The organism is Fictibacillus arsenicus, assembly GCF_001999465.1.
GTDB classification, from domain to species: Bacteria; Bacillota; Bacilli; order Bacillales; family Fictibacillaceae; genus Fictibacillus; species Fictibacillus arsenicus.
In genome coordinates this window covers 517,624-541,305 of sequence record NZ_MQMF01000002.1, presented here as the reverse complement: position 1 = coordinate 541,305, position 23,682 = coordinate 517,624, and the positions used below count along the sequence as shown (strand labels likewise).

28 protein-coding genes are annotated in these 23,682 nt (G+C 40.5%); 16 read left to right on the top strand and 12 right to left on the bottom strand.

Annotated elements, in window-relative coordinates; all coding sequences use genetic code 11:
- Nucleotides 1-6: 6 nt before the first annotated feature.
- From UN64_RS09865 to UN64_RS09855, 3 genes are all read right to left on the bottom strand, one after another.
- On the bottom strand, nucleotides 7-1,044 hold the full coding sequence (locus tag UN64_RS09865; protein ID WP_077362196.1) for an ABC transporter permease: 1,038 nt from the start codon (nucleotides 1,042-1,044) through the stop codon (nucleotides 7-9).
- Complete coding sequence (locus tag UN64_RS09860) at nucleotides 1,034-1,762, bottom strand: ABC transporter ATP-binding protein (protein ID WP_077362194.1); 729 nt, start codon at nucleotides 1,760-1,762, stop codon at nucleotides 1,034-1,036. The genes UN64_RS09865 and UN64_RS09860 overlap by 11 nt, the downstream gene beginning before the upstream one ends.
- Nucleotides 1,763-1,942: 180 nt before the next feature.
- The gene (locus UN64_RS09855) at nucleotides 1,943-2,383 is read right to left on the bottom strand and encodes a universal stress protein (RefSeq protein WP_077362192.1); all 441 of its coding nucleotides are present in this window, start codon (nucleotides 2,381-2,383) and stop codon (nucleotides 1,943-1,945) included.
- A gap of 276 nt (nucleotides 2,384-2,659) precedes the next feature.
- Between UN64_RS09855 and UN64_RS09850 the strand changes: the two genes are divergently transcribed.
- A complete protein-coding gene (locus tag UN64_RS09850; RefSeq protein WP_077362190.1) occupies nucleotides 2,660-3,424 on the top strand; it encodes a class I SAM-dependent methyltransferase in 765 nt (254 codons plus the stop codon).
- A 38-nt stretch (nucleotides 3,425-3,462) separates the two neighbouring features.
- On the opposite strand, the gene UN64_RS09845 is transcribed toward UN64_RS09850, so the two are convergent.
- Nucleotides 3,463-3,717 carry a hypothetical protein gene (locus UN64_RS09845; RefSeq protein WP_077362188.1) on the bottom strand — a complete coding sequence of 85 codons (255 nt, stop codon included), beginning with the start codon at nucleotides 3,715-3,717 and terminating at the stop codon, nucleotides 3,463-3,465.
- A gap of 86 nt (nucleotides 3,718-3,803) precedes the next feature.
- Nucleotides 3,804-4,232, bottom strand: a complete 429-nt coding sequence (locus tag UN64_RS09840) for a DUF4395 domain-containing protein (RefSeq protein WP_077362186.1) — start codon at nucleotides 4,230-4,232, stop codon at nucleotides 3,804-3,806.
- Nucleotides 4,233-4,369: 137 nt separating this feature from the next.
- Here UN64_RS09840 and UN64_RS09835 point away from each other — a divergent pair, with 137 nt between their 5' ends.
- Complete coding sequence (locus UN64_RS09835) at nucleotides 4,370-4,819, top strand: PaaI family thioesterase (protein WP_077362184.1); 450 nt, start codon at nucleotides 4,370-4,372, stop codon at nucleotides 4,817-4,819.
- 182 nt (nucleotides 4,820-5,001) lie between these two features.
- Here UN64_RS09835 and UN64_RS09830 read toward each other — a convergent pair whose 3' ends face one another.
- The gene (locus tag UN64_RS09830) at nucleotides 5,002-5,499 is read right to left on the bottom strand and encodes a peroxiredoxin family protein (protein WP_171978858.1); all 498 of its coding nucleotides are present in this window, start codon (nucleotides 5,497-5,499) and stop codon (nucleotides 5,002-5,004) included.
- Between the two features lie 343 nt (nucleotides 5,500-5,842).
- Here UN64_RS09830 and UN64_RS09825 point away from each other — a divergent pair, with 343 nt between their 5' ends.
- The 4 genes from UN64_RS09825 to UN64_RS09815 all read left to right on the top strand — a co-directional run bounded on the left by UN64_RS09825 (nucleotide 5,843) and on the right by UN64_RS09815 (nucleotide 10,144).
- Complete coding sequence (locus UN64_RS09825) at nucleotides 5,843-7,003, top strand: S8 family peptidase (RefSeq protein ID WP_077362180.1); 1,161 nt, start codon at nucleotides 5,843-5,845, stop codon at nucleotides 7,001-7,003.
- A 398-nt stretch (nucleotides 7,004-7,401) separates the two neighbouring features.
- On the top strand, nucleotides 7,402-8,403 hold the full coding sequence (locus tag UN64_RS09820; protein ID WP_077362178.1) for a S8 family peptidase: 1,002 nt from the start codon (nucleotides 7,402-7,404) through the stop codon (nucleotides 8,401-8,403).
- Between the two features lie 38 nt (nucleotides 8,404-8,441).
- The gene (locus UN64_RS20885; protein WP_171978857.1) at nucleotides 8,442-8,612 is read left to right on the top strand and encodes a hypothetical protein; all 171 of its coding nucleotides are present in this window, start codon (nucleotides 8,442-8,444) and stop codon (nucleotides 8,610-8,612) included.
- 440 nt (nucleotides 8,613-9,052) lie between these two features.
- On the top strand, nucleotides 9,053-10,144 hold the full coding sequence (locus UN64_RS09815) for an MBL fold metallo-hydrolase (protein ID WP_077362176.1): 1,092 nt from the start codon (nucleotides 9,053-9,055) through the stop codon (nucleotides 10,142-10,144).
- Here the strand turns inward: UN64_RS09815 and UN64_RS09810 are convergent, their stop codons facing one another.
- Together UN64_RS09810 and UN64_RS09805 are read right to left on the bottom strand one after the other, a co-directional pair.
- The gene (locus tag UN64_RS09810) at nucleotides 10,145-10,345 is read right to left on the bottom strand and encodes a hypothetical protein (protein ID WP_245801997.1); all 201 of its coding nucleotides are present in this window, start codon (nucleotides 10,343-10,345) and stop codon (nucleotides 10,145-10,147) included. It abuts the gene before it with no gap.
- Between the two features lie 85 nt (nucleotides 10,346-10,430).
- Nucleotides 10,431-10,940 carry a cupin domain-containing protein gene (locus tag UN64_RS09805; RefSeq protein WP_077362172.1) on the bottom strand — a complete coding sequence of 170 codons (510 nt, stop codon included), beginning with the start codon at nucleotides 10,938-10,940 and terminating at the stop codon, nucleotides 10,431-10,433.
- Between the two features lie 425 nt (nucleotides 10,941-11,365).
- On the opposite strand from UN64_RS09805, the gene UN64_RS09800 reads away from it, so the two are divergent.
- Together UN64_RS09800 and UN64_RS09795 are read left to right on the top strand one after the other, a co-directional pair.
- Complete coding sequence (locus UN64_RS09800) at nucleotides 11,366-11,941, top strand: thioredoxin family protein (protein ID WP_077362170.1); 576 nt, start codon at nucleotides 11,366-11,368, stop codon at nucleotides 11,939-11,941.
- Nucleotides 11,942-12,098: 157 nt separating this feature from the next.
- Nucleotides 12,099-13,007 (top strand): CobW family GTP-binding protein, encoded by a 909-nt coding sequence (locus UN64_RS09795; RefSeq protein WP_077362168.1) that lies wholly within the window; start codon nucleotides 12,099-12,101, stop codon nucleotides 13,005-13,007.
- Nucleotides 13,008-13,043: 36 nt separating this feature from the next.
- Here UN64_RS09795 and UN64_RS09790 read toward each other — a convergent pair whose 3' ends face one another.
- On the bottom strand, nucleotides 13,044-13,466 hold the full coding sequence (locus UN64_RS09790; protein WP_077362166.1) for a DUF4830 domain-containing protein: 423 nt from the start codon (nucleotides 13,464-13,466) through the stop codon (nucleotides 13,044-13,046).
- Nucleotides 13,467-13,557: 91 nt separating this feature from the next.
- Here UN64_RS09790 and UN64_RS09785 point away from each other — a divergent pair, with 91 nt between their 5' ends.
- Together UN64_RS09785 and UN64_RS09780 are read left to right on the top strand one after the other, a co-directional pair.
- A complete protein-coding gene (locus UN64_RS09785; protein WP_077362164.1) occupies nucleotides 13,558-14,166 on the top strand; it encodes a hypothetical protein in 609 nt (202 codons plus the stop codon).
- Nucleotides 14,167-14,181: 15 nt separating this feature from the next.
- Nucleotides 14,182-14,754 (top strand): hypothetical protein, encoded by a 573-nt coding sequence (locus tag UN64_RS09780; protein WP_077362162.1) that lies wholly within the window; start codon nucleotides 14,182-14,184, stop codon nucleotides 14,752-14,754.
- 58 nt (nucleotides 14,755-14,812) lie between these two features.
- Here UN64_RS09780 and UN64_RS09775 read toward each other — a convergent pair whose 3' ends face one another.
- Nucleotides 14,813-15,259 (bottom strand): GNAT family N-acetyltransferase, encoded by a 447-nt coding sequence (locus tag UN64_RS09775; protein WP_077362160.1) that lies wholly within the window; start codon nucleotides 15,257-15,259, stop codon nucleotides 14,813-14,815.
- 63 nt (nucleotides 15,260-15,322) lie between these two features.
- Entirely contained in the window at nucleotides 15,323-15,979 is a 657-nt protein-coding gene (locus UN64_RS09770) for a haloacid dehalogenase type II (RefSeq protein WP_077363702.1), read from the bottom strand.
- A 128-nt stretch (nucleotides 15,980-16,107) separates the two neighbouring features.
- Here UN64_RS09770 and UN64_RS09765 point away from each other — a divergent pair, with 128 nt between their 5' ends.
- Nucleotides 16,108-16,443 (top strand): LapA family protein, encoded by a 336-nt coding sequence (locus tag UN64_RS09765; protein ID WP_077362158.1) that lies wholly within the window; start codon nucleotides 16,108-16,110, stop codon nucleotides 16,441-16,443.
- A 48-nt stretch (nucleotides 16,444-16,491) separates the two neighbouring features.
- Here UN64_RS09765 and UN64_RS09760 read toward each other — a convergent pair whose 3' ends face one another.
- Nucleotides 16,492-16,992 (bottom strand): 2,4'-dihydroxyacetophenone dioxygenase family protein, encoded by a 501-nt coding sequence (locus UN64_RS09760; protein ID WP_139343073.1) that lies wholly within the window; start codon nucleotides 16,990-16,992, stop codon nucleotides 16,492-16,494.
- A gap of 159 nt (nucleotides 16,993-17,151) precedes the next feature.
- Between UN64_RS09760 and UN64_RS09755 the strand changes: the two genes are divergently transcribed.
- From UN64_RS09755 to UN64_RS09735, 5 genes are all read left to right on the top strand, one after another.
- Complete coding sequence (locus UN64_RS09755) at nucleotides 17,152-18,168, top strand: LacI family DNA-binding transcriptional regulator (RefSeq protein ID WP_077362156.1); 1,017 nt, start codon at nucleotides 17,152-17,154, stop codon at nucleotides 18,166-18,168.
- Between the two features lie 291 nt (nucleotides 18,169-18,459).
- Nucleotides 18,460-20,562 (top strand): amylo-alpha-1,6-glucosidase, encoded by a 2,103-nt coding sequence (locus tag UN64_RS09750; RefSeq protein WP_077362154.1) that lies wholly within the window; start codon nucleotides 18,460-18,462, stop codon nucleotides 20,560-20,562.
- A gap of 30 nt (nucleotides 20,563-20,592) precedes the next feature.
- Complete coding sequence (locus tag UN64_RS09745) at nucleotides 20,593-21,846, top strand: ABC transporter substrate-binding protein (RefSeq protein WP_077362152.1); 1,254 nt, start codon at nucleotides 20,593-20,595, stop codon at nucleotides 21,844-21,846.
- Nucleotides 21,847-21,876: 30 nt separating this feature from the next.
- A complete protein-coding gene (locus UN64_RS09740; RefSeq protein WP_077362150.1) occupies nucleotides 21,877-22,767 on the top strand; it encodes a carbohydrate ABC transporter permease in 891 nt (296 codons plus the stop codon).
- A gap of 12 nt (nucleotides 22,768-22,779) precedes the next feature.
- Nucleotides 22,780-23,604, top strand: coding sequence for a carbohydrate ABC transporter permease (locus UN64_RS09735; protein WP_077362148.1), 825 nt, complete (start codon nucleotides 22,780-22,782; stop codon nucleotides 23,602-23,604).
- Nucleotides 23,605-23,682 lie beyond the last annotated feature (78 nt).

Sequence of the window (23,682 nt, the reverse complement as noted above, 5' to 3'; positions counted from 1 at the left end):
AAACGGTTACAGCTTTCTGTGTTTTTTTAACGCCAATACATTCAATACCATAAAGAGCAATGAAAAGCCTGCAAGTACAAGAACCTCGTCGTAAATCTCTGACCATCCTCCGCCTTGGATCATGACATCGCGAATCGCCTGCCCGCCATAAGTCAACGGCATGAGATAGCTTAATGGCTGGAGCCAGTCGGCCATCGTTTCGATGTTAAAGAGTCCTGAAAAGAATACTTGTGGAACGACCACAAGCGGTATGAACTGAATCATCTGCAGCTCGTTTTTTGCAAATGCCGATAGCAAAGTTCCAAGTGAAAGAGCGGTTACAGCAAGCATGAGTGTGATCAAGATAACGAACCAGATGGAACCGGCCATCATGATATCAAGTACATAGATCGAGAACGAGACAATGATCGCGGATTGGATGATGGTGAAAATCCCGAATCCTAAAACATATCCCGCAACCATTTCCCAGCGGCGCATCGGTGTAGCAAGCAATCGTTCCAGCGTGCCTGTCGTTCTTTCGCGCAAAAATGAAACGCCTGCGATCAGGAATACGAAAAAGAAAATGAAGAATCCGATTAGAAACGGTCCGATGTAGTCGAAGGATTCCATATCAGCAGATCCGTGCAGGTAGTCGATTTCTGTTTCCATCGAGCTTTGCTGATGATTTTGTGGAGTCAATGACTTCAGCGTTTTTTCCACAGTCATCATTACCGCTTTGTTAGCTGTCGGGTTGCTTCCTTCCAGCGTAATTTTCGTTGATGGCGAGTTAATTTCAACGATTGCATCCAGTTTTTCATTTTCTAAGTCTTCTGCAGCTCTTTTTTTATTTTCATAGACAATAAAAGAGTTATCAGCCTTCTCAAGTTGTGAAGCAATCTGTTCCGAGTTGCTTATTACAGCGATCTCAGGGTCATAGTCATTTCCAGAAAAAACAAGGTTCACAAGCGTTAAGATGAGTAATGGTGCCAGAAACATCATGGCAAGTGTTCGTTTATCCCGGATGAACTGCCGGATGATTCGTTTAACTAAAGCTCTAGTTCTCATTTCGGACACCTCCGTAATAAAGAAAAGCATCTTCGATCGTTGCACTTGCTGTGGATTCTTTCAGCTGCTGAGGCGAACCTGAAGCTATTAATCTTCCATCGCGAAGCATGCCAAGCTGGCCGCATTTCTCCGCTTCATCCATCACGTGTGTGGTGACAAGTATCGTGGTACCAGCGTCACTAAGTTTGTAAAGTTCGTTCCAGATCGACTGGCGAAGAACAGGATCAATCCCAACAGTAGGTTCATCTAAAATTAAGATCTCGGGTTCATGAAGAAGGGCTGCAGCCAATGATAACCGTCGTTTCATTCCACCTGAGTACTGTTGAACAGGCTTCTTTAAAAATTCAGTAAGGTTCACTAGCGAAGCAGCATGTTCGATACGTTCTTTTTGCTTAGTTCCTTTTAAACCGTAAATGGAAGCGAAGAACTCCAGATTTTCATGACCGCTCAATTCAACATAAAGAGCGTCAGATTGAGCCATAAAACCAATGCGGGTCATGTTCTGAAGATTAGGCATGGGTGTATCGAGCACTTCAATACTGCCTTTTGTAGGAGTTTCAATTCCGGCGATCATTTTAACGAGAGTCGTTTTTCCAGCACCCGATGGACCAAGTAGTCCGTAAATCTCATTCTTTTTTACGTTTAACGAAATATTTTCAAGAACACGCTGAGAACTATAGTTTTTTGAGACATCAAATACTTGGATAACAGATGTCATGTGGAGAACCTCCTTAGGTTGATTAAACATAAGTGAGTAATCACTCATTTTCTAATTTTAGCATATGACAGTGGACAGAAAGTTGTCAAGTGAGTACTCACTCATTTTTGTAATAAAAAAAGAGATCCCCGATTTATAAGGGATCTTCTAATATTTGAGGGGTATTCACAGTTCTAAATGTTACTTAATTACCAGTACCGGACATTCAGCTTTTTGCACAACGTAATGACTGACACTTCCTAAGAATAATTCTTTTACACCGCTTAAACCCCGGCTTCCGATCACGATTAAATCGATGCCGTTTAAAGATGCATAGTGGGTAAGTACGTTTCCTGGGTGTCCTTCAATCGCTTTAGCAATGATCGGGTGATCTGTTTTTAAACTGATTTCTGTTTTCGCGTTCTGGATGATTGCTTCGTTTCTTTCTTTTAATTCGTAGGAAGCTTGTTCAACCGGATAGTTCGCATACGTGTATGCCATCGTATAAACAGGCTGGTAAACGGTGACGAGGTGAAGTTCAACATCTTTTCTCTCGTTGGCAAATTCCACTGTAAAATCCAATGCTTTTTGGCTTTCCTGTGATCCGTCATAAGCAACAAGGATGGTTTGTAAGTGATTCATCTAAAATCCTCCCTACACTTTTTATGTTTTGGAACTGATTCAAGCATAAGATGTTAGGGAGCAATCGTATGTGATGAACATCACAAACTTTTGCTGTTTTGAAATAATATTGACGAAAATTTCAGGGAAAACCATAATTAACCTATATTACAAGAAATGAGGGGTTAAAGATGTTAAAAAACAAAACTAGCTATGTTCAATTAATGATGGTGCGGAAGGGTTAGATTTCGTTAACAATGACCCTCCGTGTAAAAACACTAATGGGGGAATCTATTTATGTCTTTTAGCAATTATGGAGAACTTTGTACGGAAGTTTATGATCTTACTAAAAAAGTTGGTCAGTCTTTTGGCGGGGACATCGAGTATTACACGAGCAGACTGAAGGAAAACGGCGGACGCACCTTGGAGGCTATGGTTGGATCTGGACGTGTAATCATTCCGCTCTTGGAAGCAGGACTTCAAGTAGATGGAATGGATTATTCTGCTGAGATGCTGGCTTCTTGTCAAAAACGAATCGATGAAAAAGGGTTATCGACGAACCTTTATCAAAGGGTTCTTCAGAAACTCGATCTGCCTCAAAAGTATAACAATATCATCATTCCTGGAGGCTCGTTCTTGTTGATTGAAAAGCGTGAAGAGTCACGTCAGGCGTTGGAGCAGATGTATGAAAATCTTGAGGATGGCGGCCGTTTGATTCTGGATATTTTTCTGCCGACTGATAATTTCGAAGCGGGAAAAGTGCTTCGTACATTAACGGTAGAGTGCCTGAACGGGGACATCATTACGATGGAAGATAAACTAGTAGAAGTGAACTTCTTCGAACAGTACAAAGTATCTTATCTGAAATACGAAAAATGGCGTCAGGGAAGTCTTATACAGACAGAACTGCAGCGATTTGCAATCCGCTGGTACGGAATTGAAGAACTAAAGCTGATTATGGAGAGCGTTGGATTTAAGAATGTTTCAGTGAGCGCTGACTTCGAGTATGGTAAGAAACCGAGTCATGCCCAACAAAGTTTTGTATTTGAAGCAACAAAATAAAGAAGTAAAACCATTTGCTTTTATGAGCGAATGGTTTTTCAGTTTCTCGATTTATTATGTTTTTGTTCACTTTTTTCTAACTTAACCAAGAGAAAGTAGATGATCCCGCTAGTAATCACAATAATAAGAAATGCATTGTTAATGAAACTAAAGTCCAATTCAGTGATTTCATTTAATACTTTTCCATCAACACCAAGAAACGAAGTACTTGATCCTCTATAGTCAAGGGTGAAATAAGAAATAAGCAATCCAATGAGCAGTCCGCTAATTATTGAGATTTTTCCTTTCATCACGTTCACTCCCTTTGTTTATTAGATTCCATTTTTATACAATAAATTCCTTTTAAAAAAGACTCCTATCAAAGGAGTCTTCATACAAGCTATTGATTTTGTGTTTTCTGATACCGATACTGCTGCCATCTGAAGCGGATAAAGCAGCCAACGCAAAATCCTAAAATAGCGATGAATGAAGCTGCTGCTACCATTGCAGTTGCTGCTAAAGCAAGCCCAGTCCAATTCAGTGTGTATGAGATGAATCCTAGAGCTAATAGCGAAATGGCGATAAGCTGGTTAAACTGCTGCTGATCTTTATCTTCAGGAATATATTCAGATGGTTTCTTTTTCAAAAATAATGCTGCAACCCTCATCACCGGATTAAAGTTAAAGAACATTCCAAGTAATCCTGCGATAAGCGGCAATAATAGAATCCAAGCTTGACCGGTGAGCCATGTGGCTGTAACTGATAAAAAAATGAACCATTGATTCGTGCGGACTAAAGGTCTAGGGATAGAAGTAGGACTTTTTGTCATAATAATTCCGACCTTTCTTATAGGTTTAGTTATTATAGTGTAAGTGTATTCGGTCGATATGTGAAGTGTTAAGCTCGAATAAATTTAAGAAGGGGATTATAGAGGAGAAAAAGAATCATTAAGAAGAGGTGATCCAGATGATAATAAAACGAGACGATAAAGAGGTCCATTATCAATATGCTGAGGAAATCCGAGAAAAACTGAATCAGGACACGTTTGCCCAGTGGCTCGGGATTGAACTTACAGAGATGGGACCAGGAACTGCGGAAGCTGAGATGATGGTAACGGAGAACATGCTGAACGCACACGGTACAGCGCATGGAGCAGTGCTTTTTGCGATCGCCGATTTTGTGTTTGCAGTAGCATGTAATTCATATGGAAAAACTTCGGTAGGGCTGTCGGTGAATATTGGTTATTTAGCAGCCTGTCAAAAAGGAGACAAAATAACGGCAAAAGCTTCAGAAATCAAGCGGAACCACCGCACTTCCTGGTACGAAGTGACGGTTGAGAACGAAAAAGAGATAGTTGCTCATTTGAGTGCACTGTCCTACAGGAAGAATGACTATTTTGTAGGCGGGGAAGAGTAGCAAGGGGAATAATCACATAAAAAGTGGAGAAGGTCTCATAGAAAGTTAAGATAATCACATAAAAAACGCTCCTCATCATATAAAAATTAACCTTCATCACATAATTTGTTTTATATTTCCATATACAGCAATTCCACAAACAAAAAACGGAGTAAGGCAGATTCGCCTTCACTCCGTTTTTATTATTTCTGCAAAGTTTTCTTGATATATTTGATCGTCTTTCTCAAATCCTCTGCTGTCGGACGGCCAAATGGTCCAGTCTGTATATCAAAATACAGCACACGTTTTTGGTCATCGATTAAAAAGATTGCTGGTTCTCCATGCTCGCCGTGATCTTCATACAGCTGTCCATTATGAAATTGAACACCATAGGGTTCTGCAGCAACTCTTTCAGGATCACTAAATATAGGAAATGAAAGAGAGTGAGTTTCCTTCATTTTATTCAGGTTCTCCATATCATCGGTCGAAATCGCGAGTATGTGTGTGTTTAATTCATTAAAGGTGTCTATGTTCTGTTCAAGCTCTTTTAACTGATCGTTGCAAACCGGACACCATTCCCCCCGAAAGAAAACGAGCAAATGGAAACGATCATCCTTCTCTAGGTGCTGATAAAAAGAAAACGATTCTCCAGTTTCGCTTTTTAGAGTGAAATCTGGTGCCCTATCGCCTGTCTTTAACATATTACATCCCTCCAAAACATTAGACTCTCCTTTAGGTATACCTCTAATCATGAGATTTAAACCCTTTGCCCGATGTAAAAAACTATTAAATGAAAACTGGGGTCGCACTTTCAAGTTGAAAATACAGGGTTTCGATCTAGGTATATTCTACGTCTCTATGTAAAAAGATTCAAAAAATGAGAAGGAATTACAATGACTTTTTGCCCATTTTAAGTAAAAACTTTTAAAAATTAGTAGTATCTATTTGTTTTTACTAGAATAGTAAAATTTTTCTTTATTTTCAGTTATTTCACCCCTATATTAGAAATTGTCGACAACAAATAAATTTTAAGGAGTGAAGTAAATGTTTAAGAAGATTGCCACTATGGCAGCAGTATTACCATTAGTTGTATCTCTTACATCACCGGCTTCAGCGGCGAAAAGTACCGAGGTAAAGGCGAATGTAACTCCTCAAGAAATTATCGTAAAATTTAAAGATGGTGTTTCAGACTTCAAGGCAAAGTCATTAGCAGTTAAAGCAAATGATGAAGTGAAAGAAAAAGGACCAAAATTCCACGTAATCAAAGTTAAAGAAGGAACAGTGGAAGAAGCTATCGCAGAATATGAAAAGAGCGGAGATGTAGAGTACGCGGAACCGAACTATACATACCATGCTTCTTGGACACCGAACGACACGTACTTCTCAAATGGTGTACAATGGGCACCTCAAAAAGTCAGTGCACAATCAGCTTGGGATATTACTCGTGGATCTTCGTCAGTAAAAGTAGCTATCATCGATACGGGTGTTGACTACAACCACCCAGACTTAGCGGGCGGAGTTATCAAGGGTTATGACTACGTTGATAACGATTGGGATCCAATGGATCTGAACAATCACGGAACACACGCAGCAGGTATCGCAGCTGCTACAACAAACAACTCTCGCGGTATTGCTGGGATGGCGCCAAACGTTTACATTTATGCAGTGCGCGTTCTTGATGCAAACGGAAGCGGATCTTTAGATGATGTAGCAAACGGAATCTACCATGCTGTTGATAACGGTGTAAAAGTAGTTTCATTGAGCCTTGGCGGACCAAGTGGAGCGACTTCACTTCAAAACGCTGTAAACTATGCAGCATCTAAAGGTGTAGTTGTTGTTGCTGCAGCAGGAAATGAAAGCACATCTGCTCCAAGCTACCCGGCTTATTATTCCAACGCGATCGCTGTAGCAGCTACTGACCGCAACGATCTTAAAGCTTCTTTCTCTAACTACGGATCTTGGGTTGATGTAGCAGCTCCAGGAGTAGACATTGCATCCACTGTTCGTAACGGCGGATATGCTTACATGTCTGGTACTTCAATGGCATGTCCTCTAGTAGCAGGTATTGCTGGATTACTAGCTTCACAGGGACGCAGTGCATCCAACATTCGTGCAGCGATCGAGAACACAGCTGATTACACATCTGGAACAGGTTCTTACTACTCTAAAGGACGTGTAAACGCAGCTGATGCTGTTCGCTACTAATCTATAGAAAATAGTCTAGTAAAAAGACTCTCAAGAACGGACGCCGATCCAGACTTGAGAGTTCCTTTTGTTATAATAGTTTTAAAAGACTAGTAAAAAATGTCGAAACATAAGGAGATGCTAAGAATGAATGCTTATATTCCATTTGCATAAATTGTCGATGTAGACATAATTCCTTATTTTTAAAACAGGTCTTGTGGAAATCTTTAACAGTTTGTTAGAATAGTTATAATAGTACCCTCAGCGAGAATCTTTATTCTTTTTTTCTTACACTAAAAGAAAGGAGGTTCCCATCATCTTCGAAAGTTTCATCAACCAGCAAGTCTGACATGAATTTTTACAGCCCTAGTAATTCCAAATGATTCACTAATCTTTCTTATTAAAAGGAGGTAAGGATCATGAGTGAAATTCGTTTAATTCCCTTTGTATTGGAAGATGTAATGGAAACATCGAAAGAGGAAATTCCATACGGTGTTGAAATGATCAACGCTCCTGCTTTTTGGCGTGAAGGTGAAAAAGGACAAAGTGTTGTGGTGTCTGTTCTCGATACAGGCTGTGACACAAGTCATCCCGAACTCGCGAATCGAATCGCAGGCGGTCGGAATTTCGTAGAAGGAGAAGAAGACGATTATACGGATGCGCATTACCATGGAACACATGTTGCAGGTACAATAGCGGCAACGCTAAATAACGCAGGTGTTGCAGGTGTTGCACCGGACGTGAAGCTGCTGATTTGCCGGGTACTCGGTAAAGATGGAAGCGGAACGTATCAAGGGATCATCGATGCGATCGATTATTCGGTAAAATGGAGAGGCGAGAACGGGGAGAGAGTGCGCGTAATCTCGATGTCACTCGGTGGACCGAATGATGTTCCTGAACTTCACGAATCGATTCAAAGAGCAGTTTTGGAAGATGTTCTAGTAGTCTGTGCGGCTGGAAATGAGGGGGACAACAAAGAAGATACAAACGAACATGCTTTTCCAGGAGCTTATAAAGAAGTGGTACAAGTTGGGGCAGTAGATGCCAATATGAAGCTGGCTCCTTTTTCAAATACTAATGATGAAATTGATCTCGTAGCACCAGGAGTTGATGTGATCTCAACCTATCCTGGAAATAAATATGCCAAGCTGTCTGGAACTTCCATGGCAACACCTCATGTTTCAGGTGCAGCAGCATTACTGATCGAACGGGAGGAAAAACTGTTTGGTCGCGAGCTCTCTGAAGCAGAAGTTTACGCTCAGCTCGTTAAAAACACATTAAGTATCGGGTTGACGAAAAAGGCAGAAGGAAACGGATTGCTTGTCTTAAACGCACAGGAAAAAGCGGTGTGTGATAAGGATACCTATCGAGCAATGAGAATTCCGATGGAAACGGCAGCAGCCAAAGATCCAGATTCATGATATAAGCCCGCTTCTTCGGAAGAAAGGGGTGTTGGAGAATGGCGTATAAAATATTGGCGCTTCTCATCAGTTTTGCAATGCTGGTTGTGAAAATCTATGAAGAGATGAGAAGACGTGCAAAATTGCTGGCAAAGAAAGAAGAGCTCGAAAAGAAAAAGAAACGAAAACGTAAAAAAAACGCCAAGAAAAAAGAGAAGGAAAGTGCTTAAATGAATAATTGGAACAAAAGCTGATCTTCTGGGCAAGAAGCCGTCCGGAATAGATCAGCTTTTTTGCTGTGTGGAGCCGATATTAATGTTCTACAGGATGTTTTCGATTAAAATATGGTTCAGTTTTTGAAAAAAACTGTTCAGAATAGGTTTTGGAGTGTGCGTACCAGCAGACGGCGGGGGGGGCTCGGCGTTATAAGGGCTCAAAACAGGAGGGAATCCAAAAATTTTGGGGCGAATCCACGAGTTTTACCACTCAATCCAAAAATTTTGACCTTCAATCCAAAAATTTTGGGCATTTATCCACGAGTCGACAATTCGACGAATTTCATCACTACCCACTCATAACTGCCACTAGACAAGTCAGCTTAAAAGTTGCTTCGCTCGAAAGAAAAGGAGTAGTATATTTACACTACATTGTTTTAAGAGAGGTCGTAAATATGCTTGCTTTACTCCTAATAGCTGTTGTTCTACTGATTGCGTTCTTATTCATCACGTTACACCCGGTGTTTGGAAGCAATCCCTCTAAAGAAGTCATAACAAAATACAGTTCACTCGAACATTATTCCAACGGTGCGTTCGTTAATCAAATTCCTACCGAAATGACTACGGATTTTCGATCTATGCTGCCTGTATTAAAAGAATTCCTAAAAGGAAATCCGAAAAGACAGCCCAATCGGCCGATTCCAATAGAACCGCTTCAGTTATCAAAACAATATAAGAACCAAACACCAAAGGTGACATGGTTCGGTCATTCTTCGTTATTGCTGGAAATCGATAATAAACGGATTCTTCTTGATCCGATGTTCGGGAAAGCACCGTCGCCCATTCCATGGTTTGGGAACAAACGGTATAGCAAGGAACTGCCTTTTTCAGTTGATGAACTGCCTCAAATCGATCTGGTTATTTTATCGCATGATCATTACGACCATCTTGATTATGGGACTATAAAAAAGCTAAAGAGTAAAGTAAATCAATTCGTTGTTCCGCTCGGAGTCAGCAATCATTTGAAGAGATGGGGTGTTGAGCAAGAGAGAATTCAAGAATGTAACTGGTGGGATGTAGTTGTCGCGGCGGGTCTCACTCTTGTGTGTACACCAGCAAGGCATTTTTCTGGCAGGAGTTTAACGAATCGTAACTCTACGCTATGGTGTTCTTGGGTTATTAAAGGCCAAGAGACGAAAATCTATTTTAGCGGTGACAGTGGATATGGTCCGCATTTTAAAGAGATTGGTGAAAAATATGGACCTTTTGATTTAACTTTGATGGAGTGTGGTCAATACCATGAAAAATGGGCTGCGATCCATATGATGCCAGAAGAAACTGTAAAGGCACATCTGGATGTAAGAGGGAAGATGATGATACCCATTCACTGGGGGGCATTTACATTATCACTGCATGACTGGACAGATCCAGTTGAACGGGTGGTAAAAGCTGCGGATGTGAATAATGTGATGATTTCAACCCCTCAGATCGGCGAAACGATATCCCTAGATGACGAACACCCTCGTTCTAAGTGGTGGAAAATCTGATCAGCGGATCTCAGATTTCTTTTTCATATGATGCAAAGTAAACATAAGACTAGTTAATCCAGCGGTAAGGATCGGACCAATGCTATAGATGAGGTATCTCCAGTCTTCGGTCACTATGGAACTAACAGTAAAAATAATCGGAAATCCGATTAAAACAAATAGGGAAGCGAACAAGCCGCCTTTTACGTTTTCTTTCATCATGTACTCCTTTCTTCAACCTGGTAAATTTTAACTTTATGATAACATAAAAAAGGCGGTCCCAAAATAATTTTGAGCCGCCTTTTTCTTATTTGCTTTTCCATAACTCTAATAGAGGACCTTCTTTTCCGAACAGCGGATCCGTTTCAGGCAATGGAACTAGCATAATTTCATCGAGCACTTCAGGACGTTCGTTAGGCTCACCTTTTTTCAGGTTGTGTTCCATTCCGCCTGGATAGGCTCCTCCTACTTTGAAATCGGTGCTGCAGCCGATCATTTTATGACCGGTTCCTGCGGGCAACACGATAACATCCCCCCTCGAAACGGTAACGGAAACACCGTCTTCGCCGCCTAATAATAGTACGGCTTCACCGCTCATAACCCCTAATACTTCATGTGTGTTGCTGTGGTAATGATGGTAATCGAACACGCCATTCTTCCAACCGTTCGTCCATCCGTTCTCCTCAAAAACATCCAGGGCATCCTGAGGTTCTTTTAGTTCACCAACGTACAAAAGAACTGGCCAAGAAGGATGATTTGGAATACTTCCATCATCCGTAAAGAATAACGTTTTAACATTTTCGCTCAACATTTTCATATCCACTTAACACCTCACCCGTTTTTCGATTCTTTTCCCTTTATTCTATAAAAAGAAACGAAAACCTTTTCTAAAAATATTTTTTATATAGATGAAAATGAAAGCATTCTTGCGAAAGAGCTCATTATTTGACGAAAAGTAATGTGTTTAATATAGTTTCTTTTTTGAATAATAGTGGTATTAAAAGAAGTACAAGGTTTAAATGTAATTGAAAGGTGGAATTCAGTATGAAATACAAAGTAAAGGACTGGCTCCGGTTAACGCCGCGTGAGAGATACCTGCTTTTGTTCGCTGTTTCCCAACTCCAGAAAAAACTTCGAGCAGGGTAAAAGAACCAAATAAATAAATTTAAGGCGTTTTCATTGCCACAACTCCCCCTTGTTTGGTTACAATAAGAGTAGATAAAGAACAGGGAGGAACATAGAATGGTTGACCTCAATAAGTGGTTTGAAAAAGGCATGACTCGCTATGCATATATAAATGCTATGAATACACACAAAGAGAACTTGCTATCAATCTATAATGCATTCGTACTTCCAGATCCGATGAAAGATGCGCTGCAAGGCATGCAAAAAAGCCGGTTAAGAGCAATTGTGATCACCGAAGATTGGTGCGGTGACGCGATGTTGAATCTCCCTGTTTTTATGCGAATGGCGGACGAAGCACTCATTGATGTCCGTTTTATTCAGCGTGATAAGAATCCAGAACTGATGGATCGATACCTTACCAATAAAGCCAAGTCTATTCCAATCATTATCTTTATAGATGAAAAGGGTAAGGAAATTGTGAAGTGGGGACCGCGTGCTCCGAAATTACAGCAACTGGTAGAGGAACGCAAAAGGAAGCTTCCTGCAAAAGACGATCCGCGCTATGAAAAAGCATTTAAGCTTTTTGCTGAAAAGATATCAACACTTTTCACGACAGACCACGCACTTTGGGAAGAAGTCAGTCTTGATATCATTAAAAAATTATTAGCTAAAGTAAATGTTAACAGCCTGTAACTGGGCTGTTTTTTGTCGTTCGGGAAGGTTTATGCGCGCTCGGGAAGATTTATGCTCGTCCAGAGAATATAATACGCACAATAGTAAATTTAAGTAGATTTTATAGGGTTTCTTATTGTAGAAGGCAACAAGCGATTAATAATGTATGAGGTGTAACATGAAAAAAGCGAACGTAATCATTTTGGCAGGTTTTTTGGGAAGCGGAAAAACAACCTTACTCAAGCAGCTGCTGCAGCGGGAAAAAGAAAGAAATCACAAAACAGCTGTCCTCATGAACGAACTCGGACAAGTTTCGATTGATTCTGATGCAGTCCCGGGAGATATTCCGTTAAAAGAACTGCTTAATGGCTGTATCTGCTGCTCGTTATCTGACCAGCTTGAAAAGCAGCTTTGGGGACTTTGTAAGGAAAATGAACTCGACACTTTGATCATAGAAGCAACAGGTGCTGCTCATCCGATTGATGTGCTGGACGCTTGTTTGTCACCATACCTGCTTGATGAACTGCATGTATCTGGAATCATTTCGGTCATGGATGCACCAAGGTGGCTTGATCGGGGGACGATGAGTGTGCAGGCGAAAATGCTGATGCTGGAACAAATAAAGCATGCCGACTACATTATTTGGAACAAGACTGGTGCTTTGTCAGACGAACAGAAACAATCGATAAAAAAAGATTCGGAACGCTTAAATGAAGGAACACCATACGTGCTGACCGATTATGCGAAAGCAGACATTGATCAGCTGTTCGCACTTTCTGTAAAAGACAGAAATGAGCATCAAAAAGTTACAGCCGACAAACTAAAGGTGAAAACATGGGTGTATCCGTTCAAAGGTCCTGTCAAAAAAGAAGCTTTTGAAAATTGGCTGCGCAGAGCACCATCATCGATATACAGGATCAAAGGCTATATCAAACTTGAAGACGGACAAATCTATCTTTTTCAATATTCTTACGGGCTCCCAAATTACGAAAAAGAGCTCATGAAGATGCCGTTAAGACTGGTGTTTATCGGTGAGAACTTAGATACAGAAAAATTAGCAAAAGGATTAAAACAAATAGAACAATAAAACGAATGACGCTTCGGGAATTTTCTAGAGCGTCTTTTAATTAATACAATATTTTTCTTTCATAAAATAATCCTTCTCAACCATTTCAGCTACCCCTGGAACTGTATCAGATGCACGAATATAACTGCCAATAATCTTTTCATCTCCTGTTAGGATTACCGCCTCAAGATATCTGGTATCACATTTTTGTTCTAATCGGTATTGGTGTCTCGTTATTTTCGTTTTTTCATATCCTCTAAAATCAACTCCCGCTAAATAGAAGGTTTCCAACGGCTCTGGATATTCAGGTATTGAAAAACGTTCTTTCTTAGGCAAATAAAATGCTAAATCCCAGCCTTTCTCTTCGATAAAAGTTCGGTGGATGTCTGGAATCATCTGGTGAAATGCGAGATTCATAAGGAACAGTACAAGCAAAAAAGTGAGAATGAAAAAGCCAGCTGCACAAAGTAATTTTTTCATAATAAAAACCTCCTTTTTACTCCAATACCGTTCGTTTTATGATAGGCTAATATTATCATAATTTTCCAAATAATAGATGAGGTGATTCCTTTTGCAAACAAAAGTAATAACACATGATCATCGTAAAATTCATAAAGAAATTTATGGTGAGAAGCCAGGTCCAGTGCGTATTCAACGTATGCCTCAACTGAAATATATAATACAAGAGATGAACACTGCTTATCATATGGATTGGGCAGGACGGCCAGAACCTGTGGACCAGCAGTGGATTGTATGGAAGATCGTCAATCAGCTAAAACACATTACTAAAACAAAGATAGATTATAAATTTAAGCTGATGCCTCACGAAATTATTTGGCATGAAATGAACGATAACTTAGCCACGGCTACCCAAGTGATGCAGGTTCCGGATTGCATAACAGATGAGATGTTTGAAGAAGCACAAAGGAACGTCGCTAAGAACTTAAAAGGACAGAACCCAAAAACAAAGCTTATAACTGCAGAGTCGGTTCTGTGTGTGCAAAAGTTACATGTCGGTCATTATCGTGAAACAAAAACAACACTATTAGAAGTGATTCAGTTTGCAGAGGATCAAGGATATCAAATGAAAAAGAGTCATCGGGAAATCTATCTGACACCTGCGATGAGATGCCATAATCCATCTACGTGGAAAACAATCGTGAGTGTGGAATTGGTATAAATTTAGGAGAATCTTATGAGCGCAAATAAAGTAAAATTCAAACTGGAATTGAAAGAAGAGTATAAAGGTTTCAGTTACATATTAATTCTTATATTTGTTGGTTTAATTGTTAGTTCAATTGTCTTATTGTTCGTTGGGAGGGATGATCAAGGAGAGTTGGATGCACAGGCAATTGCTTCACAATGGGCAGACGCCGAACTTCAATACAATGAATCGATGAAATATAATCTTTTGTCTGAAAGTGCCAGAACGAAATATGTAGATGTTGTTCCAGATGAAAGGAAAAAAACCGCTAGTGAAGATGAATTCGAAGAGTATGATCTTTTTCAATGGAAAATAAGGAAAAATGAATACATTTATAAGTTTCATTATTATGACATGAAGTCATGTCCTGATTGCCAAAAAGATATCTGGGTAAGAGTAAAAGCTGCAAACGGTATGTGGGAAGTACCTGAATCCACTTTTACTGAATTAAAAGCTGTCCCTATCATTAAGCATATTGAAGCAGAGCAGATCCCAACATCTGTAGAACAGGAAGAAGAAATGGAAAAGAAAAAATCCATATTTGAAAAAATACTTAACTTATAAGTTTTCAAATAAAACATGAAAGGAAAGAAAAAGCTTGAGGCAGGTCCTCAAGCTTTTTCTATATAGAAACTTTCATAAATTTGCTTACGTCTTTGAAGCCCATCTTTTCATACAGTTTTATAGCTTTGTCATTAAAAGAATAAACATTTAGTCTTACATCGCTATATCCGTTCTTTTTGAATTCTTTAAACGCTTCTTCGATTAATAGCTTCGAGTACCCTTTTCCTCTGTAAGAGGATTTTACATACAAATCGTTAATCCAGCCAATTTCATCACCTGTTAAATAGTCATAAGCCTTATCAATTTGAACCCAGCCTAACAAGGTATCTCCATCCATTAAACAAACAAAATAAGCATTGTATTTCGCAGAGTGTTCGTAAGCTTCAATCATTCTTTCTCTATTGTCCTCAGCATTACAATTTGTCGCTTCTTTACGATTTACACCAGCTAACTCATAAATTTCTTCAATCTCAACCTCAGTCGCTTTTTTGAATGCTAACCCCATACCTTCATCCCCTAATCGTTAACTTTCTTTATGATGTTAACATAAATTTTTCCTGAAAAGTATTTATTCCAGCAGTCCTCTAAGATCTTTGTAAATATAATCGGGTTTAATGCCTAGCTCATCGATTTCAAATCCTGCCCGATTGATCCATGCAGTTTTAAAACCAAAAGATGAAGCACCTGTTATATCCCAGAAGTTAGAGCTCATGAATAAAACTTCATATGGTTCTACGCCAAGTGTTTCAAGTGCATATTGATAGGCTGCTGGGGCCGGTTTGTACTGTTTTACATCATCTACGGATAAAACTTTTAAGAGATGATTTAAATCTCTTTTTTCAACAAGAGGATTCAGCATTTCGTAGTTGCCGTTTGAAAAAATAATCTGTGTTTTATTTTGATTTTGCAAGGTCTCTAATGTGGCACGAACCTCCTCATACACTTCTAGTTCTAAGTAGGATTGCATGAGAGAGTGGAGTGTATCTTCATTGCTTTGAAGAGAAAGATTTTTTAAAGTATACAAAAGGGCATTTTTCGTAACTTCAGAAAATGGTTTGTAATTGCCTGTCAGCTGATGAAGCATAAAATATTCAACCTGTTTTTTACGCCACTGTTCACTGATTGTTTTACCGTACCCCTTAAATTCAGATTCAGCTTTTTCTGAAACCGAGTGAACATCAAAAAGAGTACCGTAAGCATCATATACATAAGCTTTTATTGTCATATAAACACCGCCTTCTTTCATAAAGAATACCCTAATAGGATACATCTCAAATTTATGAAGAAATATTTTTAGTGTTCCAGGTAGAATTTTCGGCAATACGGGAATAGATAACTTATGAGGTGATAAATATGAAAATGCAATTGTACCTGTTATTTGGTTTTATCTTTGCACTGATTATTGCAACATTTGCTGTCATTAATGTTGGTGATGTTGAGGTCAATTATTTGTTTGGCACAGCTAACTGGCCGCTTATACTTGTTATTTTGGGATCTGCAGTCTTTGGAGGTCTATCTGTTGGTTTATTTGGTCTGATCAGAGTCATTCAGCTGCAAAGACAAGTGAAAAAGCTTCATCATATTCACAACGAAAAAGAATCATGGAAAGAAGAAGAAAGAAAAGAGACAGTTTCAGAAACAGATGCACCTACGCAAGAAATTCCACATGAAAAGGCAGAGGATAAATAATGAGAAAAACCCCTGAAGAAGCCAAGGCTGGTTTCATCAGGGGTTTCTTCACTTTTCGAGTAAATTTGGATTCATCGTTAAGCCATTTTCTAAGTAAAAATCACAGTACTTTTTGTAGACTGAAAAAATGTCATCCTGACCTACTATTTGATTTTCTTCATCAAAATACTGAAGAGATCCACCTAAAGTAAATAGAGTAATAACTTCTTCGTTTTCCGTTATTAAGGTATGTATATCTCCAGGGGGTTCAAAGATAAAGGTACCGGGTTTGGCTACCCATTCTCTCTCAGCATATCGCCATTGACCTTTAAGATTAAATCCAATAACATTTCCGCCTGTATGCCTGTGGCGGGTAAGTACTTGATTTGGTTTTATTTTAAACAAATAAGTCCAAGTTCCTGTTGTAAAATCAAAGCGAATGGGTTTAAAATGACATGTTTTATTTTCATCAAAAGGAACCCATCTCATATCATTGGTATCAACTACAATTTCAGGCAGCTGAAGTTTTTCTGCAAAATGGATTAAGTCTAGATCTAGAAGCTCTTTCAAGTAAGAAACCCTCTTTCTTGTATTGGTTCATAAATCTAAAGTTCCTCACAAAGTAAGTAAATTCCTTTTTCTGAAATTTTAAAATTATACTTGAAAGCGAATTCAATTAAGGTTAAGATAGACAACAAATCATATCCGAAACGTTTTGGAGGATTAAAAGTGGCCACGATTAGGGATGTAGCAAAAAAAGCAGGAGTATCTGTTACAACGGTTTCAAGAGCGTTGAACGGATATTCTGACGTAAACGAAAAAACAAGAGAGCGAATTAAAGAGATCGCAAAGGAACTAAAATACAGTCCAAACTTATTGGCGAGAAGTCTCGTGATGAAGAAGACAAAAACGATCGGTTTGCTCGTTTCAGGTCTAAGGATTGAAGGAAGCAAAGACAATTTCACGTATGAGGTGCTTTGCGGAGTAAATGATTGTGCTGGAGAACTCGGCTATGAGTTAGTTCTCATCAGTACAGACTCGAAAAAACAGCAGGAAAAGACGTACAATCAGCTTGTTCAAGAGCGGAAAGTCGAAGGAATTATTCTGCAAGGAATTAAAACGGATGATCCCTATCTAGAAGAAGTTCTGAAAAGTGATATCCCGTGTATTCTCATTGACATCCCGATGGAGAGCGATTCAGTTGGATATGTCACAACCGATAATAGAGACGGTGCGAAATCAGCTGTCACACACCTATTGAACCTTGGTCATAAGCATATTGGGATGATCAACGGACACAGCCAGGCTTTCGTCAGCCAAGAACGGCTGGAAGGCTATCAGGAGGCTCTTCAGGAAAAGGGGGTTGTCTCTAATGAATCTTATGTTGTGGATGGTGCTTTTTTAGAAGAAAAAGCAGAAACCGAAACGGCAAAGCTTCTTCAAGAGCGTCCTGAAATTACGGCACTCTTTTGTGCCAGTGACCTAATGGCGATGGGGGCGATAAGAGCAGCCAAGAAAATGGGACGAAAGCTTCCAGAAGACTTATCGATCGTCGGTTTTGACAATATTATTCTGTCAGCCTATTCCACACCTTCACTTACTACGATTGCTCAAGACCGCTATCAGTTAGGGTTTGAAGCAACGAAACTTTTAACAGACATGCTCGAAGGAAACAAAGGCAGCAAAAGGAAAGTGCTTAACACAACATTCATAAAAAGAGAATCAACTTCTGAAAACCACAATTAGTGGTTTTTAAAATACAAAGTACCGAAAACGTTTTGGGGAACTTTTCAACAAAAGCTCTAAGATTGTTGCTTTTAAGTAATTTATTCATTTCCTTCACTGACAAGTTGATCGGAGAGTAAGGTGCAAGACTCCTACGGGACGAGCGGTCAGGTGGAAACTCCTAATGGCGCGTAGCGGCAGGAGGCTCACCGCACGCCCCGTGGAAAGCGAGTAACCTGGAGCGGAAATTAACTACTATCAAAAGCAACAAGATATACGAAAAACATCTAAACAAAACAGGAGGAAACAACCGTGAATTACCGCGTAATTAAAGAGAACGATTTATTTTTCTTAACCGATGACAAAGGAAATATTCCACAGGAAAACAGCTATGGATTGGGGCTCTATACACAGGATACGAGGTTCTTAAGTAAGTTTGATATCAAAATCAACGGTCAAGATCCTATTCTTCTTTCATCTTCAGCCGATGAGAACTATATGGCAAAAATTTTGCTGACCAATCCTCACATGGAAGAGGACGGAGAGCTGATTCTTTGGAGAGAATCAGTAGAGATTGAAAGAAAGCGTTTAATCTATGATGGTGTGCTCTATGAAACACTTCAACTGAAAAACTATTATCCAAAGCCAGTGGAGTTCGAAGTCAGCCTACATGTCGATGCTGATTTTACAGATATGTTTATCGTACGAGGATTTCAATTCGGTGATGTAGGCAAGAAAACAGGAGAAGAAGTGACGGATCGATCATTGAGCTATTTTTATAGAGGAACAGATGAAGTTGAACGAGCTACCAAAATTCAATGGGATCGTGATGCGGTATCTGTGAAAAAAGAAGGAGTGGTTGCATTCAAGTTTCGTTTGAATCATGGAGAAGCTCAGTCTGTGACCTTTACCGTTTCACCTGAGATTGATGGAGAGTCAGGTACGGTTATTGAGCCGGATGCTGCACTTCAACTTCTTAAAGGCTCTTACGAAAAGTGGGAGTCTGAAACTACAAGTGTTGAAACGGATTACGAACCGCTTCAGAGATTAGTAGACCGCGGAATACAAGATTTGCGTGTCCTTTTGACAGACATTGGACATGGGCAGTTTCCAGTTGCCGGTCTACCATGGTTCGGAGTACCGTTCGGAAGAGACAGTTTAATAGCGGCGCTTCAAATGCTAGCATTCAATCCTGAGATTGCAAAAGGAACTCTCTTAACGATGGCATCTCAGCAGGGGACAAAGGTGGATCCGTGGCGAGATGAACAGCCAGGTAAAATCATGCATGAGATCCGTTACGGAGAACTTGCGGCAACAAACCAGATTCCGTTTACCCCATATTACGGAACGATTGACGCGACACCGCTCTTTTTAGTCCTTTTATCTGAATATACAAAGTGGACTGGTGACCTTTCTTTAGCAGAAAAACTTTCGCAGAACGTGGACGCTGCGCTCATGTGGATCGATGAGTACGGTGACCGCGATGGTGATGGCTTTGTTGAGTATCATCAGGAATCCAGTAAAGGCATCGCGAACCAAGGCTGGAAAGACTCGGGTGACTCAATCGTTCATCGAAACGGTGATTATGCTGAAACACCGATCGCGCTCTCTGAAGTTCAAGGGTATGTGTATCAGGCAAAACAAGGAGTAGCAACGATTTATGAAGCACAAGGGAAAACGGAGGAAGCGGCAAAGCTTCGGGATCAAGCGGATCAGTTAAAGCGAAGATATGATGAAGCGTTTTGGATGGAAGATCAGGAGTTTCATGCCATTGCTTTAGATAAGGAAAAAAAACAAGTAGGAACATTAACGACGAATCCGGGGCATGTGCTCTTTGCAGAAATGTTAGAAGAAAACAAAGCGGATGCTGTAATTGAAAAGTTAATATCTCCAGCCTTCTTCTCAGGATACGGCATTCGTACGATGGCTGAGGGAGAAGCAGGATATAACCCGATGAGCTACCATGACGGCAGCATCTGGCCGCATGATAACAGCATGATCCTGCTTGGAATGAGCAAACTTAACCGCCAGTCAGCGGCCAACACAGTCATTCATGGCTTGATCGAAGCGGCTGAACACTTTGAATATGACCGCTTGCCTGAACTGTTCTGCGGTTACGGTACTGAGGCGGGACGTGCTGTGAAATATCCAGTAGCGTGCTCACCGCAAGCATGGGCAGCAGGAACTCCGCTTGTTTTTATCCAAACGATTCTTGGGCTGTTTCCTGACAGTTTAAACAAAACGATTACGCTTTGCCCGCAACTTTTAAAGGGAATGAACGATTTGCATGTTATGAAGATCAGAATTGGAAAAGGTTATCTTTCTGTAAAAGTCACTCGTAATGGAGAAGAAATGATTACCACCATTGAAGAAAATACGACTGGTTACGAGGTTGTCCAAAAACAATTAGCCTAATTCAAGCTTTGAAGAAGGGAGAGAGAAACAATGAGACCTGCAAAATGGATGTCAGCGGTTTGTTTATCTTCACTGTTACTGACAACTGCACTGTCGGGCTGCGGCAATGACGAAGAAAGTGACACAGAAAAAACAGAGATCGTCTTAAGTGGATGGGGAGGTAATCCCGTCGAAAAGAAACTGTTGAATGAAGTGCTTGCTGATTTTGAAAAAGAGCATCCGCACATCGATGTGAAGTTGAACACGATCAATGATCAATATATGGATGTGCTCAAAACCCGGCTGATCGGTGGAACAGCGGCTGACGTGTTTTACTTAGATGCGTTTGAAGCTCCTGCCTTGATCGAGACAGGTGCGATTGAACCACTTAATAAGTACGTAACGGAAGAATTCGATATTGATGACTTTGAGAAACCGATGATCGACGCTTTTAGAAGTGACGGTGAACTTTATGGATTGCCCAAAGATTATTCAACTCTAGCCCTTTTTTATAATAAAAAAATGTTCAAAGAGCACGGCATCTCAGGACCGCCAAAAACATGGGAAGAGCTAGAACAGATCGCAAAAAAAGTGACCGATGAAGAAAAACAAGTGTACGGACTCGGTGTTATGCCGCAGATTGAGCGCTTATATTATCTGGCAGAATCCCAGGGCGGGGAAGTGATTACAGACGGACGCGCCAGCTTTGCAGATGACAAAGTAGTAAATGCTATCCAGCCGATTGTGGATATGCACTTGAAAGATAAATCTGCAGCTACTCCATCCGAAGTTGGAGCAGGACAGTCTGCGGGTGAAATGTTCGGCCGCGGGAAAGCGGCAATGGTCGTTGAAGGAAACTGGAACATTCCTTATATGGAAGATACTTTCCCTGATATCGACTATGGTACAGCAGAACTCCCAACCGTTAACGGGAAAAAGGGAACGATGTCATTCACAGTCGGTTATGCTATGAATTCAGAATCTGAACATAAAAAAGAGTCGTGGGAACTAATTGAATATCTCACCGGCAAGGAAGGCATGGAAAAGTGGACAAGCAAGGGTTTTGCATTGCCGACGAGAAAATCGGTTGCGGCTGAACTCGGCTTTGATCAAGACGAACTGCGCCGGCCATTGGTTAACGGAGCAAGCTATGCGACCGTATGGCAGGATGGTCCTTCACTTCCGATCGTCATGAACAACTTTAACAACCAGTTTCTCAGTGCATATCTTGGAGATCGTAAATTAAAAGAAGCGCTGAAAGATGCTGAGAAACAAGCGAACAGAGAAATAAAGGTTACAGAATAACGAAAAAGAAGTGAGGTGAAGAACGTGAAAATGTTTACGAAAAAAGAGAGGAAAGAAGCGGGACAAGGCTATCTGTTTTTGCTTCCGACAATCCTTATACTAGGCGTATTTGTTATCGCCCCAATCCTTTATGCTGTTTTCTTATCTTTTCATAAAGTGGAGCTGCTCGGTGGTGCTAGTTATGAGTTTCGGGGGCTGGATAACTTTTTAAAAGTAACCTTTGATGACCGTGCGATTATCGCTTTGAAAAACACCGCCATATATGTAGCGGTGGTTGTCCCTGCACAGACCTTCTTGGCGCTGGTGCTTGCGGCTTCCTTGAATGCAGGGCTTAAGGGGCAGAAGTTTTTCCGGGTCGTCTATTTCTTGCCGACCTTAACATCATCCGCGGTGTTAACCCTGATCTTTATGTGGATGTATAATCAGAACGGCTTGATCAACTATGTACTGAAGATCTTTCATCTGCCGACCTATAACTGGATTGGGGACCCGGACGTCGCACTGATCGCCATCATGATCATGAACATTTGGGCGACAGCACCTTTCTTTATGGTCATCTATCTTGCGGCGCTGCAGGATATACCGGACAGTCATTATGAAGCAGCCGAGCTGGACGGGGCAGGTGCAGTTCAAAAGTTTTGGCACATCACGGTTCCGAACCTGCGTCCTGTTACATCATTCGTAGTAATCATGGGAATCATCGGAACGTTCCAGCTGTTTGATCAGTCGTACATTTTCTCAGGAGGATCGGGCGGACCGAACAACTCCACGCTGACAGTTGTTCTTTTAATCTATCAATATGCATTTAAGACGCTTGGGACGATGGGTTACGCAACAGCGATCGCCTTCATGCTTGCGATCATCATTCTAGTGGCTACATTAATACAGCGCAAATTCTCAAAAGAAGAATCACTTTACTAAGGAGGAGATTCCATGAAAAAACGATCGGCTGGAAGAAAAGCATTATATGTCATCCTTGTCGTCTACGCGATCATCACTGTCATTCCGTTTTTATGGGCACTGTCTTCTTCCTTTAAAACACTAGGTGAGATCGTAAGCGGATCGATCAATTTTATACCGAAAGATTTTACACTGGATAACTACAAACAAATTTTCTCGAAAGAACCGTTATTCGGCAGATGGCTGTTCAACAGTCTATTTATAGCAACAGTTGGAACAATGCTTAATTTATTGTTCAACTCTATGGCTGGATATGCGCTCGCTAGGTTGAGCTTCCCGGGTAAAAAGAGTATCTTTATCATCATTCTAGCTGTGTTGATGATTCCGTTTCAGGTTACGCTGATCCCGAACTTTTTGATTTTAAAAGAGCTTGGCTGGCTGAACTCTTATCAGGGAATGATCATACCAGGTGCAGTTAACGCAACGTTCATCTTTATGATGAGACAGTTCTTTGTGAACTTCCCGAAAGAAGTGGAGGAAGCAGCAGCAATCGATGGTCTAGGCCGCTTCGGTACGTTCTTTAGGATCGTACTGCCGCTTGCAAAACCGGCTCTTGCCGCTCAGACGATCTTCGTGTTCATGGCGTTCTGGAACGACTTTATGAGACCGCTCATCATTTTGTCTGACATGGATATGTTCACATTGCCGCTCGGATTGAACTCGTTTAAAGGACAGTTCATTTCATATTGGAACTACATCATGGCAGCATCCATGGTCTTTACGCTTCCGATTATCGTCCTATATGCCTTCTTTAACCGATATTTTGTAAAAGGCATCAAGTTTACAGGGGATAAATAGTATTTTTGTTTAAAAACTGGCTTGGCAGGGTGTTAGAATACCCCTAAAGCCAGTTTTTTTAATGCCTTTAAACGGAAT